Below are 14,916 nucleotides of genomic sequence, written 5' to 3' on the forward strand. Positions count from 1 at the left end.
ATGTGGATGAGGGGGCGTGCGTGTGAGGCGACGCCGGCGCGATGCGAGGGGGAACGGTCATGGATCAGTGGAAGTGGAATCTCGGGCAGGCGGGGATCCTGTTCGTCGGCGCGATGGTGTTCTCGCTCGTCATCGCGGCGGTCGGCGCCAGTTGGTGGGTGGCACTCGTCGTGCCCGCGGCGTTCCTGTCATCGGGGATCATGCTCACCCGGGCGCTGCGCGAGCGCCGTCGTGAGCGTCGGGTGACCCACACGGAACGGCGCCCGTGATGACGACGTTGGCGTATCTGCTGCAGGGGCTCGTGTTCCTGGTCGTCGGCGGCATGCTCCTGCTCGCCTGCGACGATCGGCACGTCATCGAGGCGATCCTCACGCTGATCCTGGTGTTCTCGATCTCGGCGCTGGGGTTCTCGCTCGCGCTGCGCGAGCGGGCGCGCGAACGCGCGACGCCGCGCCGACCGAGCAGTCGCCGGTATTGGGCGGTGGCCGCGGCATCCGATTCCGTGCGGGGCGAGGGCTGAGGGGCGGGCGGATGCCGCGCTGGCGCTGGTTCTTGGTGCAGGGCGTGCTGTTCCTCGCCGCTGGGGTGCTGTTCGGGCTCGCGCTCGTGGTCGGATCCGCGGGGGTATGGGTGGGGGTCGCCGCGCTCGTCAGTCTCGTGATCGCCTCGGTCGCCCTGTTCCTGGGGTGGCGGGAGCGGCGGCGGATGCTCGACGAGGAGGCGCGGTCACGGCGACGACGCCGGGCGTGAGGGGCCGGGCGGCCGCGTCAGGTAGCCGGGTCGAACCGGCGGCCCTCTCGCTTGGCGGGCTGCAGCATGAGCACGAGCAGGAAGAGACCGCCGACGGCCGGGAGGAACGACAGGAAGAACCACGCCCCGGCGAGGCCCGCGTCGTGCAGGCGGCGCCAGGTCAGGCCGAGCCACGGCACCACGAGCGCGAGGGCGATGACGCCGCCGATCGCGGCCCCGAGCGGGATGAGCAGTGCGGCCGTCGGGTCGTCGAGGATCGCCGCGCCCGTCGTGCCGACCGGCATCGCGGAGTCGAGGTCGGTGCCGGCCGAGACCGTGAGCTGGCTGGTGATCGAGTGCGTGATGCCGGAGGTGAGGCCCACGGTCAGGAGGGCGTTCGGCACGAGCGTCACGAGGAAAACGAACAGCGCCACCCACCAGAACTCGCTCTTCGAGGCCCGCCCGGTGAACGTCGCGAACTGACGGAAGAACCGGCTCACCGCCTGCGCGAACGTCGCGCGGTACAGCGGCTGGGACAGGGGAGCGGATGCTGCGGACATGGGTCTCCTCGAGGGTGGGCCGAGACCATCCTCTCGCGGAACAGGGAGATCAGGGCGGCGACGGCTCAGGGCTCCCGGTGTCGACGGACCACCGCGTGGATGCCGTAGCCGATCAGCGCCGGGAGGATGCAGAGCAGCGCGATCTGCAGGACCGGATCGAAGAGGGGGCGATTCCAGAGGAACACGATGCCTCCGGGCATCGCGGCGGAGAAGAAGATCATCGCGCCGAGGTTGCAGGGTCGCGCCGGGCCGCGCGCTTCCCGCTTGTGGCGACGGAGGCGGCCGAGGGTGAGGCCATACGCCAGTGAAACGAGTGCCAGTGCGATCGCGACGGCGATGCTGATGGTCGTGGCGAGCTGGTCGGTCATCGCGCTCCCTCCGAGATCGAGCGATCCTCGTGAGGAGCGGTCGAGCGGCTGGCCCGCACATGGCCGATGATCCCCGCGACGCCGGCCCCCACGACCGCGGGCAGCGCGATCAGGAGCAGGTATTGCAGCCAGAGGGGCTCGATCGCCGGGTACTTCCACAACCAGAGAGCGCCGATCATCACCCACATCGGAACCAGCATCGCGATGGTTCGCCTGTTGCGGTCGAGCCTGCCGCGGCATCGTGACGCGATGAGCGTCCCGGCGATGAACATCCAGAAAGCCAGCATGATCGCGTAGAGGGCAGGAACAACGGTCTCCCACATGGGGATCCCCTTTCGCTCGTCGACCCTCCCCAGGATGGACAGCGAGTCGGCGACGATACGGACTGATTCTGGACGGCGCCTGAGTGGCGGCATCCGCTCATCGAGACGCGTGCGAGCGTCGGCGGCACAGAGAAGAGGGAGGGCGTTGGGGCGCCCTCCCTCGGGATCCGGTCGTGGGGACCTGGATCGGATGCCGGCGGGGAGGCCGGCTGCCGGCGGGGAGGCCGGCGAAGGCAAGAAGCCCTTCACTGGTTAAGACGCCGTATATCGGTTTTCGTGACGCGACCACCGGGGTGAGTTTTCGGCGGGTCCGGGGTGAGAAGCCGATGCCGGGGACTACGCCGAGACGGGCAGCGACCGGGCGGCGTCGTGCAGGCAGTCGATGAACGCGGTGAGAACGGGGCTCCCGGCCCGGGCCTGGCGAACGGCGAGCAGCTGGGTCGTCGGTGAGCCGGCGAGCGGCACGACGGCGATCGACGGCGGCACGAGCTGGCGCACCGACTCGGGCAGGATGCTCGCACCCATGCCCGCGGCGACGAAGCCGAGCGCGGTCTCCTGGTGGGCGACCTCTTCGATCACTCGGGGCGTGCGGCCGCTCGCCCCGAGCACCTCGGCGACGCGATCGACGAAGCCCGGCATGAGCGCGCGGGGGTAGGTGATCATCGGTACACCGGTGATCTGCTCGGCCGTGACCTCGGAGAGGCCGGCCAACGGATGGTCGACGGGCAGGCAGGCGACGAGGCGCTCCTCGAAGACGACCTCGCAGGTCAGGGGAACGGATGCCGGCCCCTGCGGCGGCACCTCGTCACGCACGATGCCGACATCGAGCGTGCCCTCGCGCAGCCGGGCGAACTGCTCGCCCGAGGTGAGCGGAACGAGGCTGAGCGTGACCTTCTCGCGGCGGGCGCGGAAGAGCTGCACGACGCCGGGGAGCAGGGTGTAGTTCGCCGAGCTGACGAAGCCCGCGGTGAGGTGACCGGCGAGGCCATCGACGTAGTCGCGCATGTCGGAGCGCACCGATTCGACCTCGTCGAGGATGCGGCGGGCGCGCTCCTGCAGATGCCGGCCGGCCGGGGTGAGCGAGACGCGACGGGTGCTGCGCTCGAACAGCGCGGTGCCGACCTCCTGCTCGAGCCTGCCCACCTGCACGCTCAGCGGGGGTTGCGACATGTGCAGCCGCTGGGCCGCGCGGCCGAAGTGGAGCTCGTCGGCGACGGCCATGAAATAGCGCAGTTGACGGAGCTCCATGAGGGCACGATACGTGTCTCGTATTACCGCTCCGTTACGGGAAGATTGCGAGCGAAAAGGTATCAATAACGCATTTGACCTGGGGTTATTCGCACGGTTTCCTGGTGCTGGAGGAGTACCCATGACCGAGGCATCCGCATGACCGCCCCGCACGTCGCTCTCTTCCATGTGCGCACCCACCGGCCCCGCGCCGCCGCCGGGTACCAGGCCCTCCTCGACTCGCTCAACGAGGCGGCCGTCGCCGCCGTCGAGGGGCTCGGATGGACCGCCTCGCTGCACGCCGCGGCCGAAGACCCCGAGCCCGAGCTGCGGCAGGCCTCGCGCGAGGCCGATGTGGTCGTGATCCTCGGCGGCGACGACATCGAACCCGGACTCTACGGTCAGGAGGACCGTCGGCCGCGAAGGTCGCCGTACGAACGCCGCGCAGACCGGCTGCAGATCGCCGTGATCATGGATGCCGTGGGCGCCGGGCGCCCGCTGCTCGGACTGTGCCGGGGACATCAGTTGCTCAACGTCGCCCTCGGCGGGAGCCTGTTGCAGCACGTTCCCGGGCACCGGGGGCCGGGGGCGGAGCCGTTCATCGCCACGACGCTCGACTTCGCGGCCGTCGCGCCGGGGCTCGCGCCGCCCGCGCTGTGCACACACCATCAGGCCATCGACGAACTCGGCGAGGGGTTGATGGCGCTCACGCGATCCGACGACGGCGTGATCGAGGCCATCGCCCACGAGACCCTGCCCCTGCTGGGGGTGCAGTGGCATCCTGAGCATCCGCTCACCGCTGCGACGCAGTTCGGCGCGCTGCTGCGGGCGGTGCATGCGGGGGAGTTGGTGGCGTAGGAGTCCCGCCCCGTGTTACGGAGGAGTTCTCGCGTAACGGAGGAGCGTTTGCGGCATCCGATCCTGCGTTGCGTGTGATCTCCTGCGGAGCGGGGCCCTTCGTCTCGCTGCGCTCGCTCAGGAGCCGGGTGTGTCGTGGGGCGCTTCGACAGGCTCAGCGACCCGGTAGGTGGCTCAGCGACCCGGTTCGGGACGGGTCTAGACGCCGGTGCGGACGACCGTGACGCCGCGCTCTTCGATGCCGGCGGCGGTGGCGTCGCTCAGGCCCGCATCGGTGACGATCACGTCGAGGTCTTCGAGGTCGAACACCCGGTAGCGGCCGAACGAGCCGTACTTCGAGCTGCCGGCGACGAGCACCGTCTCGCTCGCGCTCTCGATCGCCGCGGTCTTCGGTGCGATCTTCGACTCGGTCGGGGTCGTGACGCCGCGGCGCAGATCCCACGACGACGACGAGAGGAACGCGATGTCGATCGACAGTTCGTGCAGTGTGAGAGCGGCGAGGCGCCCGGTGGTCGACTGGTTGGCCTTCTCGACGCGTCCGCCGATGGCGATGATGTCGGCGGTGGGGTGGTCGAGGAACGCGGCGATGATGGCGAGGTCGTTGGTCACGACCGTGAGGTCCTGCACCGTCTCGAGGTGCGGGCGCATCGCCTGGATGGTCGTGCCGGCGTCGAGGTAGATGGTCATCGACTCGGTGACGAGGGATGCCGCGTGGCGGGCCATCGCGTCCTTCTCGGCGACGTCCTGACGAGCCTTCTCGAACCGCGACGGCTCGGTGACCAGGCGCGAGGCGATCTTCGCCCCGCCGGGGGTCGCGAGCACGCGGCCGGCCTCTTCGAGCACGGCGATGTCGCGCCGGATCGTCATGTGGCTGACGCCGAGGATGCCGGTGAGCTGGCGGTAGCTGAGCACGCCCTCGCGGCGCAGGTGCTTGACGATCAGCTCGCGCCGCTGCTCGGGGATGAGCGGCGTGGCGGTGGCGTCGTCGGAGGGGGTCATGTCGTCGTCAGCCTAGCGAACGAGGGTGGATTCCTCGGTCCAGGGAGTGCCCCAGCGATCGGCGAGGGCGCGCACGTCTTCCGGCGGCAACAGGCGGCGGGGCTTGCCGTCGGTGAGCAGCGCGATGCGGCACGCCTCCTCCAGCTCGATCGCCGCTTCGACGGCGGCATCGAGGCCGGGTGCCGAGACGATCTGACCGTGGTTCGCGAGCAGTGCGGCGCGGAACGGGCCGGGCAGCGCGAGCATCTGCGCGGCGAGGTCGGGGTCGCCCGGCACGCGGAACGGCACCAGCGGCGTCTGGCCGACGCGCATCACGAAGTAGGGGGTGAGGGGCGGGATGGCGCTGTACTCGGACCATGGCTCGAGGCAGCTCGCGGCGACCGCGAACGGCGAGTGCAGGTGCACGACGGCGGTGTGCTCGACGTTCTTGGCGTAGAACCCGAGGTGCAGGCTCAGCTCTTTCGACGGCTTCGCGCCGCGCAGGTGCTCACCGCCACGGGTGACGACCGCGATGTCGGCGTCGGTGAGGCGGCCGAGGTCGGTGCCGGTGCCGGTCATGTACACGACGTCGTCGACGCGGATGCTGACGTTGCCGCTGCTGCCGGGGCTGATGCCGGCGGCGGCGACGCGTGCGCCGGCCGCGATGAGTGCGTCAGTGGGAGTGGTCATCGAGCGCCCTCCAGGCGGTGGTGAACATGTCGTCGGCGCCGAAGTTGCCCGACTTGAGAGCGATGGTGACGGGGCCGTGCGCGGTTTCGGCGCCGCTCCAGCACACGCCGGGGGCGATGCGCGGTCCGATCAGCAGGCGCTGGATGCCGAGGCGCTGCACGACCGCGCCCGAGGTCTCGCCGCCGGCGACGATCACCTGGGTGACGCCGAGTTCGGCGGTGGCGCGGTCGACGATCGCCGAAAGCACTTCTTCGATCCGGCCGGAGACGGTGTTGCCCTCGGGGCCGCGACGGATGTCGTCGAGCGACCCGACGGTGTAGACCAGCGGGATGCTGTCGGCGTCGAGCGTCTCGAGCCACGAGACCGTGTCGGCCACGACCTGCTCGGGATCGTCTGCGATCGCCTCGATGTCGAGCTTGCGGCTGGGGAGCGTGTGAGCGGCGTGCGCGATCTGCGCGCGGGTCTTCGCCGAGGCGCTGCCGCACACGATCAAGCGGCGGCCGGGGGTGACCTCGATCTGGGAGAGGGTGCCGGGGCGCGGTCCGGTCATCCCGAGGGCGAGACCCGCCCCGCCGGTGACGACGCGCCAGTCCGAGACGGCGGTCGCGATGGTCTCGAGATCGGCGTCGGTCATCGCGTCGACGACGGTGTAGCCGGCCGGCTCGGAGCCGAGGGTGCTGCGCAGGGCCGCGGGGCCCGCCCACACGGCATCCGCCCCCACCTCGTGGATCGGGCGCGCGGTCTGAGGGGTGAGGATGTCGCGCAGGCGCGACTGCGTCATCGGTGTGAGCGGATGCTGTCGCATGGGGGAGTGCTCGAGGAGCTCGTCGTGCACGAACAGGTGTCCGCGGTAGACGGTGCGGCCGTTGTCGGGGAACGAGGGCACGACGATCGTGCGGGTCTCGCCGAGTTCGTCGAGCACGGCGTCGAGGATCGGGCCGATGTTGCCCTCGGGTGTGGAGTCGAAGGTCGAGCAGTACTTCACGTAGTAGCGGCGGGAGCCGAGGGCCTCGAGGGCGCGCACGGCGCGGAGGGACTGGGCGACCGCGTCTCCGACCGGGGCGGTGCGGGTCTTGAGGGCGACGACGACGGCATCCGCATCGCCGAGCTCGGCCGGGTCGAGCGGGGCGTCCTCGATCGAGACGATCGCGCGGAACCCGCGCTGGCGCAGCGCGATGGCGAGGTCGGTCGCGCCGGTGAAGTCGTCTGCGACGGCGCCGATGTCGATCACGGTTCCTCCTCGGGAGTGGGTGCCCCCATTCCATCACGTGTGAACTGTTGTGAACAAATTTGAGAAATGTTTACGACTGTGAAACAGTGTTCGAGGCCGCAGGGAGAACCCGCTCCCGCTGCACTCGTACGACCGCACGGAACGTCCCGTGCAGAGGGGACCACCGATGACCCGCGCTCCTATCCGCGTCGCTCTCACCGGCGCACGCGGAGGTTTCGGCCGCACGTTCCTCTCCCAGCTGCGCTCGATCGACCGTATGACGGCCACGCAGCTCATCGACCCCGATGTCGACGGCGTGCGCACCCTCATCGCCGACCTCGGCGGACTCCCCGACGCCGAGCCGATCCCCGGCCACGATGACATCCGTTGGGACGAGATCGACGTGCTCGTCGAGGCTTCCGGTCGCGTCGAGGCGGGCTACCGCTACGCCGCCGAGGCCATCGAGCGCGGCATCCACGTCGTCATGGTCAGCAAGGAGATCGAGAGCGTCGCCGGTGTCTCGCTCTCGCGCGCCGCCCGCGCCCAGGGCGTCGGCTACCTGCCCGGCGACGGCGACCAGCCCGCCAACCTGCTGCGCCTGCTCGACTGGGTCGAGCGCGTCGGCCTCGAGGTCGTCGCCCTCGGCAAGTCCGGCGAGTACGATCTCGTCTTCGACCCCGCCACCGGAGTGCTCGAGCAGCAGGGCGAGCGGATCGAGGCATCCGCCCTCACCGACCACCTGTTCCTCGGCGACGACATCGACAAGACGCTCGCCGCCCGGGCATCCGTCGTCGCACCGCTCAAGCGCGCCGCCGCCGCCGACTCCTGCGAGATGGCCGTCGTCTCGCTCTACGCCGGCGCCACCGCCGACACCGAGCGCATGCACTACCCCGTCGCCCGCCCCAGCGAGCTGGCCGACATCTACGCCCGCCGGGCGGACGGCGGCATCATCGGCACCGACCGCACGGTCGACGTGTTCTCGGCATTGCGCCTGCCCGGCGAGACGAGCTTCGCCGGCGGCGTGTTCGCGATCGTCACCACCGGTGACCCCGAGACCTGGGACCTGCTCGCCGGCAAGGGTCACATCGTCTCGCGCTCGGGTCGTTACGCCTGCATCTACTGGCCGTACCACTTCATGGGCGTCGAGACCCCGCTCACGATCGACGCTCTGGTCGAGGGCACCTCGACTTTCGCCGAGCCCCGGCACCACACGGTGCTCGCCGCCCGCGCCGCCCGCGCGCTCGCCGCGGGAGAGTCGTTCGAGGTGCGTGGTCACCACCACGAGATCGACGGCGTCGCACCCGTCATCATCGATCGGGCGGATGCCGTCACCGACGCCGATGACACCCTCGCGGCCGCGTACTACCTGCTCTCCGGCGCACGCCTCGTGCGCGACATCGCCGAGGGCGAGCTCATCCGCCTCGCCGACCTCGCGGGCGTGGCCGACGACGTGCGCACCGCCTTCGTGGAGGGCGTGCGGCTGTGAGCATCGAGACAGCTCGCCGGATCCAGGACACGCGCCTCCCCGAGGGGCACGATCTGCGCATCATCGACGCCCACCACCACTTCTGGGACCTCGACGGCGACGGCCACTGGCCCTGGATCCAGGACGAGTACAACGAGCAGTTCTTCCTCGGCGACTACAACGCCATGCGCCGCACCTTCCTGCCGCGCGAGTACCTCGCCGAGACCGCGGGCTGGACCATCCTCGGCACCGTGCACTGCGAGGCCGAGCGCAGCCGGAGCGAACAGGTCGCGGAGGACGACTTCCTGCAGGGGCTCAGCGACGCCACCGGCGGACGCTTCCCGATCGCCGCCGTTGCTCACGTCGGATTCCTGCAGCCCGACCGCGATGAGGTGCTCGCCGGGCACGCGCAGCGCTCCATCGTGCGCGGCATCCGCTCGAAGCCCGTCATCGCCGCACGAGCCGACGAGACCGCGACCGGCCCCGGCACCCTCCACGACCCCGCGTGGGTCGAGGGCATCGCGGCGCTGGCGGCGCACGGGTTCTCGTGGGACCTGCGCGTGCCGTACTACCACCTCGCCGAAGCAGCCGACGTACTCGCGGACTTCCCCGAGTTGACCGTCGTGATCAACCACTGCGGCCTGCCGCTCGACCGCGACGCCGACGCCCTGCGCGTCTGGCGCGACGGCATGGAACGCCTCGCCGCGCTGCCCGGCACCGCCGTCAAGGTGTCGGAGCTCGGCCTGTACCGCAACCGCTGGGACCGCTCCTCCAACGAGGAGGTCGTGCGCGACACCCTCGCGATCTTCGGCGCCGACCGCGCGTTGTTCGCCTCCAACATGCCGGTCGCGACCCTGACCGCCCCCGACTTCGACGAGGTGATGGACACGATGCTCACCGGCGCCGCCGGCCTCGACGCCGCGGGACTCGACGCCCTCTTCCACGGCACCGCCGCGCGGGTCTACCGACTCGACGTACCCGCCGTCTGACCCGTTACCGCTCACCCGAAACCCTCTGACACCCCCCTGAACCGACGAAGGACCCTCATGACGACCGTCAACGACGACAAGCTCTTCCGGAAGGTGATGCTGCGCGTGCTCCCGCTCGCGATGCTCGGCTTCTTCCTCTCGTACCTCGACCGTGTGAACATCGGCTACGCGCAGGCCACCATGAGCGCCGACCTCGGCTTCTCGAACGTGGTCTACGGTCTCGGTGCCGGACTGTTCTTCATCGGTTACTTCATCTTCGAGATCCCCTCGAACCTCATCCTCGCCAAGGTCGGCGCGCGCAAGTGGATCGCCCGCATCATGATCACCTGGGGCCTGATCTCGGGCCTCATGTTCATCGTCGACAGCGAGTGGATGTTCTACCTGCTGCGCTTCCTGCTCGGTGTCGCCGAGGCCGGCTTCATCCCCGGCATCCTCTTCTACATGGCGCACTGGTTCCCCGCCAGCCGCCGCGGACGCGCCTGGGGCATCTTCTACATCGCGCTCGCCTCGTCGGGCCTCATCGGCGGCCCCGTCTCGGGCTTCATCCTCAGCGGCATGGACGGCGTCTGGGGCCACACCGGCTGGCAGTGGCTGTTCGTGATCGAGGCGATCCCCACCGTGCTCCTCGGTGTCGTCATCCTCTTCTGCCTGCAGGAGGACTATCGCAAGGTCACCTGGCTCACCGAACCCGAGCGCGATCGCCTCGGCTCCCTCCTCTCCGCCGAACGCGTCGACGAGGCCGAGACCCCTCTGCGCAAGGTCTTCACCAGCAAGCTGATCTGGCTGCTCACCGCCGTGTACTTCTCGTACAACTTCGCCCTGTACGGCATCAGCTTCTGGCTGCCGACCCTCATCGGCGACCTGGGCATCACCGACACCGTGCAGATCGGCTTCCTCAGCGCGCTGCCCAGCCTCGCGGCGATCATCTCGATGGTCACGTTCGGCTACCTGTCGGACCGCGCCGGCGAGCGCCGCAAGTTCATCGCCGCAGCCTTCCTGCTCAGCGCCACCGGCTTCGCGATCTGCATCATCGCGGGCACCGACCCGGTCTGGGGAATCATCGGCCTGTGCCTCGCCAACGCGGGTGCCCTGTCGATCCCGGCGATCTTCTGGAGCTTCCAGACCTCGATGCTCGCCGGCACCGCCCTCGCCGGCGGTATCGCGCTCATCAACTCGACCGGTAACCTCGCGGGCTTCGCCGCACCGTACCTGATCGGCTTCGTGAAGGACACGACCGGCGTCGCGACCGTCGCCCTGTACATCACGGGCGGCATCATGATCGTCGGCGCGATCCTCACGATGACCGTGCGGCAGCATCGCGCCGTCGCCACGGCGAAGGACCTCCCGTCGGAGCTCGTCTCGAAGTAGACCCCCCGCTACCGAGACCGGCCGAGCCCCCGCAGACAGCGTGTCTGCGGGGGCTTCGTCGTGGGCGGCGGCCCGGTTTCGAGGAGTGGGTCCCTGAGCTTGTCGAAGGGCCCCTCCCCGCGGAGCTGCGTCTCGTGGGGGACGCTTCGACAGGCTCAGCGACCCAGCGGTGCGGCTCAGCGACCCAGCGGTGCTGCTCAGCGACTCGGTGGCGCGGCTCGGTGACCCGGTCGGGGACTGGGCCCCTGAGCCTGTCGAAGGGCCCTGCCCGACGAGACTTATCCCCAGGCGGGCGAACGCGCCGTTCACGGCATCCGACAATTGCCCATGGCCTGGACGTACATCCTCCGCTGCAACGACGGATGCTTCTACACCGGAAGCACGAACGGCGATCTCGACGCACGCGTGTGGCAGCACAACCACGATGACGAGCTCGCGGCGCACTTCACTCGTGTCCGCCGACCCGTCGTGGTCGTCTACGCGGAGAAGTTCGACACCGTGGACGCCGCGTTCTTCAGGGAGAAGCAGATCCAGGGCTGGAGCCGGGCGAAGAAGATCGCGCTCATCGAGCAGCGGGGCGAAGATCTGCCGAGGCTGTCCCGTTCCTCGGGGAGGGACGCTTCGACAGGCTCAGCGACCCAGTAGTGCGGCTCAGCGACCCAGCCTCTGCAACTGGGTCCCTGAGCTTGTCGAAGGGGCCCGCCGCTGCACCCGAAACGCGCCGGAAACACCTTCTGCCCACGCCTGTCATCTGCGGGGTCGGACGCGTATCGAAGGCACATTCCTGTGCGGACAACATGGGACATCGCCCCATAGCAACGGCCCCGCGGCGGCATCCACACTGAACGACAACAGGCCGGTGGTGTGCACCGTCCGCGGAAGAGACGGAGCATCATGGAGTCGTTCGAGGTCGCAGTCGTCGGGATGGGAGCGCTCGGCAGCGCCGCCACCTACCACCTGGCCCGTCGTGGAGCGAAGGTGGTCGCGCTCGAGCAGTACGAGCTCGGTCACGTGCGGGGAGCCTCGCACGACACCTCGCGCATCGTGCGGACCTCGTACGGATCCACCGCCTACGTGCGCCTCGCCCAGTCCGCGTACCGCGACTGGGCCGATCTCGAGGCCGAGTCGGGCGAGCGCCTGCTCACCATCACCGGCGGGGTGATCCTCATCCCCTCCGACGGCCCGTACTCGGCATCCGATTTCACCACCGCCCTCACCGAGTGCGACGTCGCGCACGAACTGCTCTCGCCCGCCGAGGTGCAGGCGCGCTGGCCGCAGTTCCGCGTGCCCGAGAACGTCGAGACGGTCTACACGGCCGACACCGGCATCGCCCATGCCTCCCGCACGGTCGCGACGCTGCAGATGCGCGCCCGCGTGCACGGCGCCGACATCCGCGACCGCACCGCCGTCGAGCGCCTCACGCCCGACGGCGACGGCGTGATCGTGCACACGTCGAACGGCGACATCCGCGCCGGCAAGGTGATCCTCGCGACGGATGCCTGGACGAACACGCTCCTCGACCCGCTCGGTGCGACGATCCCGCTCGACATCATGCAGGAGCAGGTCAGCTACTTCCGCCCCGCCGAGCCCGAGAACTACGATCGCTCGGTCTTCCCCGTGTGGATCTGGGAGGACGACGAGTGCTACTACGGGTTCCCGACCTACGGCGAGCCGACCATCAAGGCCGCCCGCGACGTGTCGGAGAACCGGATGACGCCCGAGAACCGGTCGTTCGTCCCCTCGCCCGAGCTCATCGAACAGCTCACCGGATTCATGCACGACGTGATCCCCGGATCCGGCCCCGAACTGCGCACGGTCACCTGCCAGTACGCGCTCACCAAGGACCGCCGGTTCGTGCTCAGCGCGCTGCCGCAGCACCCCGACATCATCGTCGGCCTCGCTGCGGGTCACGGCTTCAAGTTCACGCCGGCCCTCGGTCGGGTGCTCGCCGAGCTCGCCCTGGACGGCGAGTCGACCGACGACCTGAGCGAGTTCGCCGCGGCGGACTCGATGGTCGTCTGACCCGCCTGCCCGCGGCATCCCGATCGCCGCGCCCTTCTTCCGCCCCTGCTATGGAGGTTTCGCCCATCATGCGACCGTTCCCCTGGGCCGCCGCACCGTACAGACGCCCTCGCGCGCTGGGTAGCGTGACCGCCATGTCATCGACGACACCCTCCGTTCTCGGACCCCGCACGCACGCGACAGCGGGCGCACGCGACCGCGTGATGAGCACGGGGGAGTGACACGACGGTGACCCGCTATATCATCCAGCGCATCCTCTCGTCGCTGTTCGTGCTCTTCATCCTCTCGATCATCGTGTTCTCGATGGTGAGGATCATCCCCGGCGACCCGCTCGCCGCGTTCGTCGACCCGGCCAACCCCGACCCCGCGAAGCTCGAGGCCCTGCGCGCCGAGCTCGGTCTCGACCAGCCGTGGATCACGCAGTACTTCTCCTGGCTGCTGGGCGTCGTGCAGGGAGACTTCGGCCGCGCGATCACCGTGCCGGGCGAGGTGTCGACCCTCATCGCGACGCGCCTGCCGCTCAGCCTCACCCTCGCGGTGATGGCGACCGTGTTCGGCACCGTGCTCGGCATCCCGGCCGGTGTGCTGGCCGCGACCCGCTGGCGCCGCCTGCCCGACCACGTCGTGCGCGGTCTGTCGTTCGTGCTGCTGGCCACGCCGCCGTTCGTGCTCGGCACCGTGCTCATCCTGGTGAACTCGCTCACCCTCCGACTCCCGCTCGTGGGATACGCGGGGGCGGCGAACGATCCCCTGCGGGCGATCGGAGTGCTGATCCTGCCCGCCCTGTTGATCGGCATCGTGCTCGCCGCGATCGTCGCCCGGTACACGCGCGGCACCCTGCTCGACACCCTCGGTCAGGACTTCGTGCGCACCGCCCGCGCCAAGGGCGCCTCGCCCGGACGACTGGTCGGCCGGCACGCGCTGCGCAACGCGCTCATCCCGGTGACGACCGTCATCGGCATCGAGCTCGCGGCGCTCGTCGGCGGCACCGTCGTCATCGAGGCGGTGTTCTCGCTGCCGGGGATGGGCTCACTGCTGCTGACCGGCATCCGCTCCTCCGACTATCCGATCATCCAGGCCACCGTGCTGCTGATCGGTGTCGTCTACGTGGTGATCAACTTCGTGGTCGACCTGCTGTATCCGTTGATCGATCCCCGAGTGAGGGTGCACACGCGATGACCGTCACAAGAGAACTCGCCCTCGCCGAGGTCGCCGGCAAGCGCCCGGCCCGCCGCAAGTTCGGCCCCGCGTTCTGGAGCGGCGCCGGCATCCTCGGCGTCATCCTGATCCTCGCCGGCTGGATGACGGTCGCGCCGCTCTACGATCCGTTCGTCGCCTCGGGCCCTGCGCTCGCCGCGCCGAGCCTCGACCACATCCTCGGCACCGACAACCTCGGCCGTGACACGTTCACCCGCCTCGCGCTCGCCGCCCGCACCAGCCTCATCATCTCGGGGGCGGCCGCGCTGCTCGGCGCGGTGATCGGCACCTTCTTCGGTCTGGTGGCCGGGTACGTCGGCGGATGGGTGGATGCCGTCATCATGCGCGTCGTCGACGCGGTGCTCGCCCTGCCGGCGATCCTCGTCGCCCTCGTCGTCGGCGTCGTGATCGGCAACGGGCCGTGGCCGCTGATCCTCGCTCTCGGGCTCGTGTTCGCCCCCGGTTTCGCCCGGGTGATGCGGGCTCCGGTGATCGCCCTCCGCGAGCGGGACTTCGTGCTCGCGGCGACCCTCAGCGGCGTGCGCCCGGCGCGCGTGATCGTCGAGCACCTGCTGCCCAACGTGCTCACCCCGCTGTTCGTGCAGTTCGCCTCGGTGGCCTCGCAGGTCGTGCTGATCGAGGCGGCGCTGAGCTACCTCGGCCAGGGCGTGCAGGCGCCCGAGCCCTCGGCCGGCCGCATGATCAGCGAGTTCACCCGCTTCATGCAGCTGCAGCCGCTGCTGATCATCCTGCCCTCGCTGGTGATCATCCTGCTGTCCGCCGCGTGGAACCTCCTCGCCGACGGAATGCAGGACTACCTCGCCCCGCGGCGCGAGCCCGCCTTCTCGCTCGGGCGGCGCACGAAGCGCCGCGGCCCGGCGAACCCCGACCGCACCACCACATCCACGCAGCACACCCGAACGGAGTAGAGG

Annotated in this window: 18 protein-coding genes; 11 read left to right on the top strand and 7 right to left on the bottom strand. The window is 69.9% G+C overall.

Translation table 11 applies throughout. The features are described 5' to 3' along the window. The first annotated feature begins 59 nt into the window (after positions 1-59). The 3 genes from KZC52_RS11905 to KZC52_RS11915 are packed head-to-tail and all read left to right on the top strand — an operon-like array spanning position 60 to position 750. Positions 60-269 carry a hypothetical protein gene (locus KZC52_RS11905; RefSeq protein WP_247624251.1) on the top strand — a complete coding sequence of 70 codons (210 nt, stop codon included), beginning with the start codon at positions 60-62 and terminating at the stop codon, positions 267-269. Beyond that, positions 269-520: a hypothetical protein gene (locus KZC52_RS11910; RefSeq protein ID WP_247624252.1), complete on the top strand. Its 252-nt coding sequence runs from the start codon at positions 269-271 to the stop codon at positions 518-520. The genes KZC52_RS11905 and KZC52_RS11910 overlap by 1 nt, the downstream gene beginning before the upstream one ends. A gap of 11 nt (positions 521-531) precedes the next feature. Next, positions 532-750, top strand: coding sequence for a hypothetical protein (locus KZC52_RS11915; protein WP_247624253.1), 219 nt, complete (start codon positions 532-534; stop codon positions 748-750). A 17-nt stretch (positions 751-767) separates the two neighbouring features. Here the strand turns inward: KZC52_RS11915 and KZC52_RS11920 are convergent, their stop codons facing one another. The 4 genes from KZC52_RS11920 to KZC52_RS11935 all read right to left on the bottom strand — a co-directional run bounded on the left by KZC52_RS11920 (position 768) and on the right by KZC52_RS11935 (position 3,228). After that, positions 768-1,289 (bottom strand): DUF805 domain-containing protein, encoded by a 522-nt coding sequence (locus KZC52_RS11920; RefSeq protein WP_247624254.1) that lies wholly within the window; start codon positions 1,287-1,289, stop codon positions 768-770. Between the two features lie 65 nt (positions 1,290-1,354). Then, positions 1,355-1,657, bottom strand: a complete 303-nt coding sequence (locus KZC52_RS11925; RefSeq protein ID WP_247624255.1) for a hypothetical protein — start codon at positions 1,655-1,657, stop codon at positions 1,355-1,357. Beyond that, positions 1,654-1,980 carry a hypothetical protein gene (locus KZC52_RS11930; RefSeq protein ID WP_247624256.1) on the bottom strand — a complete coding sequence of 109 codons (327 nt, stop codon included), beginning with the start codon at positions 1,978-1,980 and terminating at the stop codon, positions 1,654-1,656. The genes KZC52_RS11925 and KZC52_RS11930 overlap by 4 nt, the downstream gene beginning before the upstream one ends. A gap of 336 nt (positions 1,981-2,316) precedes the next feature. After that, positions 2,317-3,228, bottom strand: a complete 912-nt coding sequence (locus tag KZC52_RS11935; protein WP_247624257.1) for a LysR substrate-binding domain-containing protein — start codon at positions 3,226-3,228, stop codon at positions 2,317-2,319. A gap of 138 nt (positions 3,229-3,366) precedes the next feature. Here KZC52_RS11935 and KZC52_RS11940 point away from each other — a divergent pair, with 138 nt between their 5' ends. Continuing rightward, entirely contained in the window at positions 3,367-4,065 is a 699-nt protein-coding gene (locus KZC52_RS11940) for a gamma-glutamyl-gamma-aminobutyrate hydrolase family protein (RefSeq protein WP_247624258.1), read from the top strand. A gap of 198 nt (positions 4,066-4,263) precedes the next feature. Here the strand turns inward: KZC52_RS11940 and KZC52_RS11945 are convergent, their stop codons facing one another. From KZC52_RS11945 to otnK, 3 genes are read right to left on the bottom strand one after another with little or no spacing between them, the layout of a single operon-like run. Further along, positions 4,264-5,064, bottom strand: coding sequence for a DeoR/GlpR family DNA-binding transcription regulator (locus KZC52_RS11945; protein ID WP_247624259.1), 801 nt, complete (start codon positions 5,062-5,064; stop codon positions 4,264-4,266). A 12-nt stretch (positions 5,065-5,076) separates the two neighbouring features. Then, entirely contained in the window at positions 5,077-5,733 is a 657-nt protein-coding gene (locus tag KZC52_RS11950) for a class II aldolase/adducin family protein (RefSeq protein WP_247624260.1), read from the bottom strand. Beyond that, positions 5,717-6,964, bottom strand: coding sequence for a 3-oxo-tetronate kinase (gene otnK, locus KZC52_RS17590; RefSeq protein ID WP_247624261.1), 1,248 nt, complete (start codon positions 6,962-6,964; stop codon positions 5,717-5,719). Before otnK ends, KZC52_RS11950 begins: the two co-directional genes overlap by 17 nt. 166 nt (positions 6,965-7,130) lie before the next feature. Between otnK and KZC52_RS11960 the strand changes: the two genes are divergently transcribed. From KZC52_RS11960 to KZC52_RS11990, 7 genes are all read left to right on the top strand, one after another. Next, the gene (locus tag KZC52_RS11960) at positions 7,131-8,429 is read left to right on the top strand and encodes a homoserine dehydrogenase (RefSeq protein WP_247624262.1); all 1,299 of its coding nucleotides are present in this window, start codon (positions 7,131-7,133) and stop codon (positions 8,427-8,429) included. Then, positions 8,426-9,397 (top strand): amidohydrolase family protein, encoded by a 972-nt coding sequence (locus tag KZC52_RS11965; RefSeq protein WP_247624263.1) that lies wholly within the window; start codon positions 8,426-8,428, stop codon positions 9,395-9,397. Before KZC52_RS11960 ends, KZC52_RS11965 begins: the two co-directional genes overlap by 4 nt. Positions 9,398-9,454: 57 nt before the next feature. Next, on the top strand, positions 9,455-10,765 hold the full coding sequence (locus tag KZC52_RS11970) for an MFS transporter (protein WP_247624264.1): 1,311 nt from the start codon (positions 9,455-9,457) through the stop codon (positions 10,763-10,765). A 327-nt stretch (positions 10,766-11,092) separates the two neighbouring features. Then, positions 11,093-11,410: a GIY-YIG nuclease family protein gene (locus tag KZC52_RS11975; protein WP_247624265.1), complete on the top strand. Its 318-nt coding sequence runs from the start codon at positions 11,093-11,095 to the stop codon at positions 11,408-11,410. A gap of 249 nt (positions 11,411-11,659) precedes the next feature. After that, positions 11,660-12,787 (top strand): N-methyl-L-tryptophan oxidase, encoded by a 1,128-nt coding sequence (gene solA, locus KZC52_RS11980; RefSeq protein WP_247624266.1) that lies wholly within the window; start codon positions 11,660-11,662, stop codon positions 12,785-12,787. A 228-nt stretch (positions 12,788-13,015) separates the two neighbouring features. Continuing rightward, the gene (locus KZC52_RS11985) at positions 13,016-13,966 is read left to right on the top strand and encodes an ABC transporter permease (RefSeq protein ID WP_247624267.1); all 951 of its coding nucleotides are present in this window, start codon (positions 13,016-13,018) and stop codon (positions 13,964-13,966) included. Then, on the top strand, positions 13,963-14,913 hold the full coding sequence (locus KZC52_RS11990; RefSeq protein WP_247624268.1) for an ABC transporter permease: 951 nt from the start codon (positions 13,963-13,965) through the stop codon (positions 14,911-14,913). Before KZC52_RS11985 ends, KZC52_RS11990 begins: the two co-directional genes overlap by 4 nt. Positions 14,914-14,916 lie beyond the last annotated feature (3 nt).

The sequence above is a fragment of the Microbacterium galbinum genome (assembly GCF_023091225.1).
GTDB lineage: Bacteria > Actinomycetota > Actinomycetes > Actinomycetales > Microbacteriaceae > Microbacterium > Microbacterium galbinum.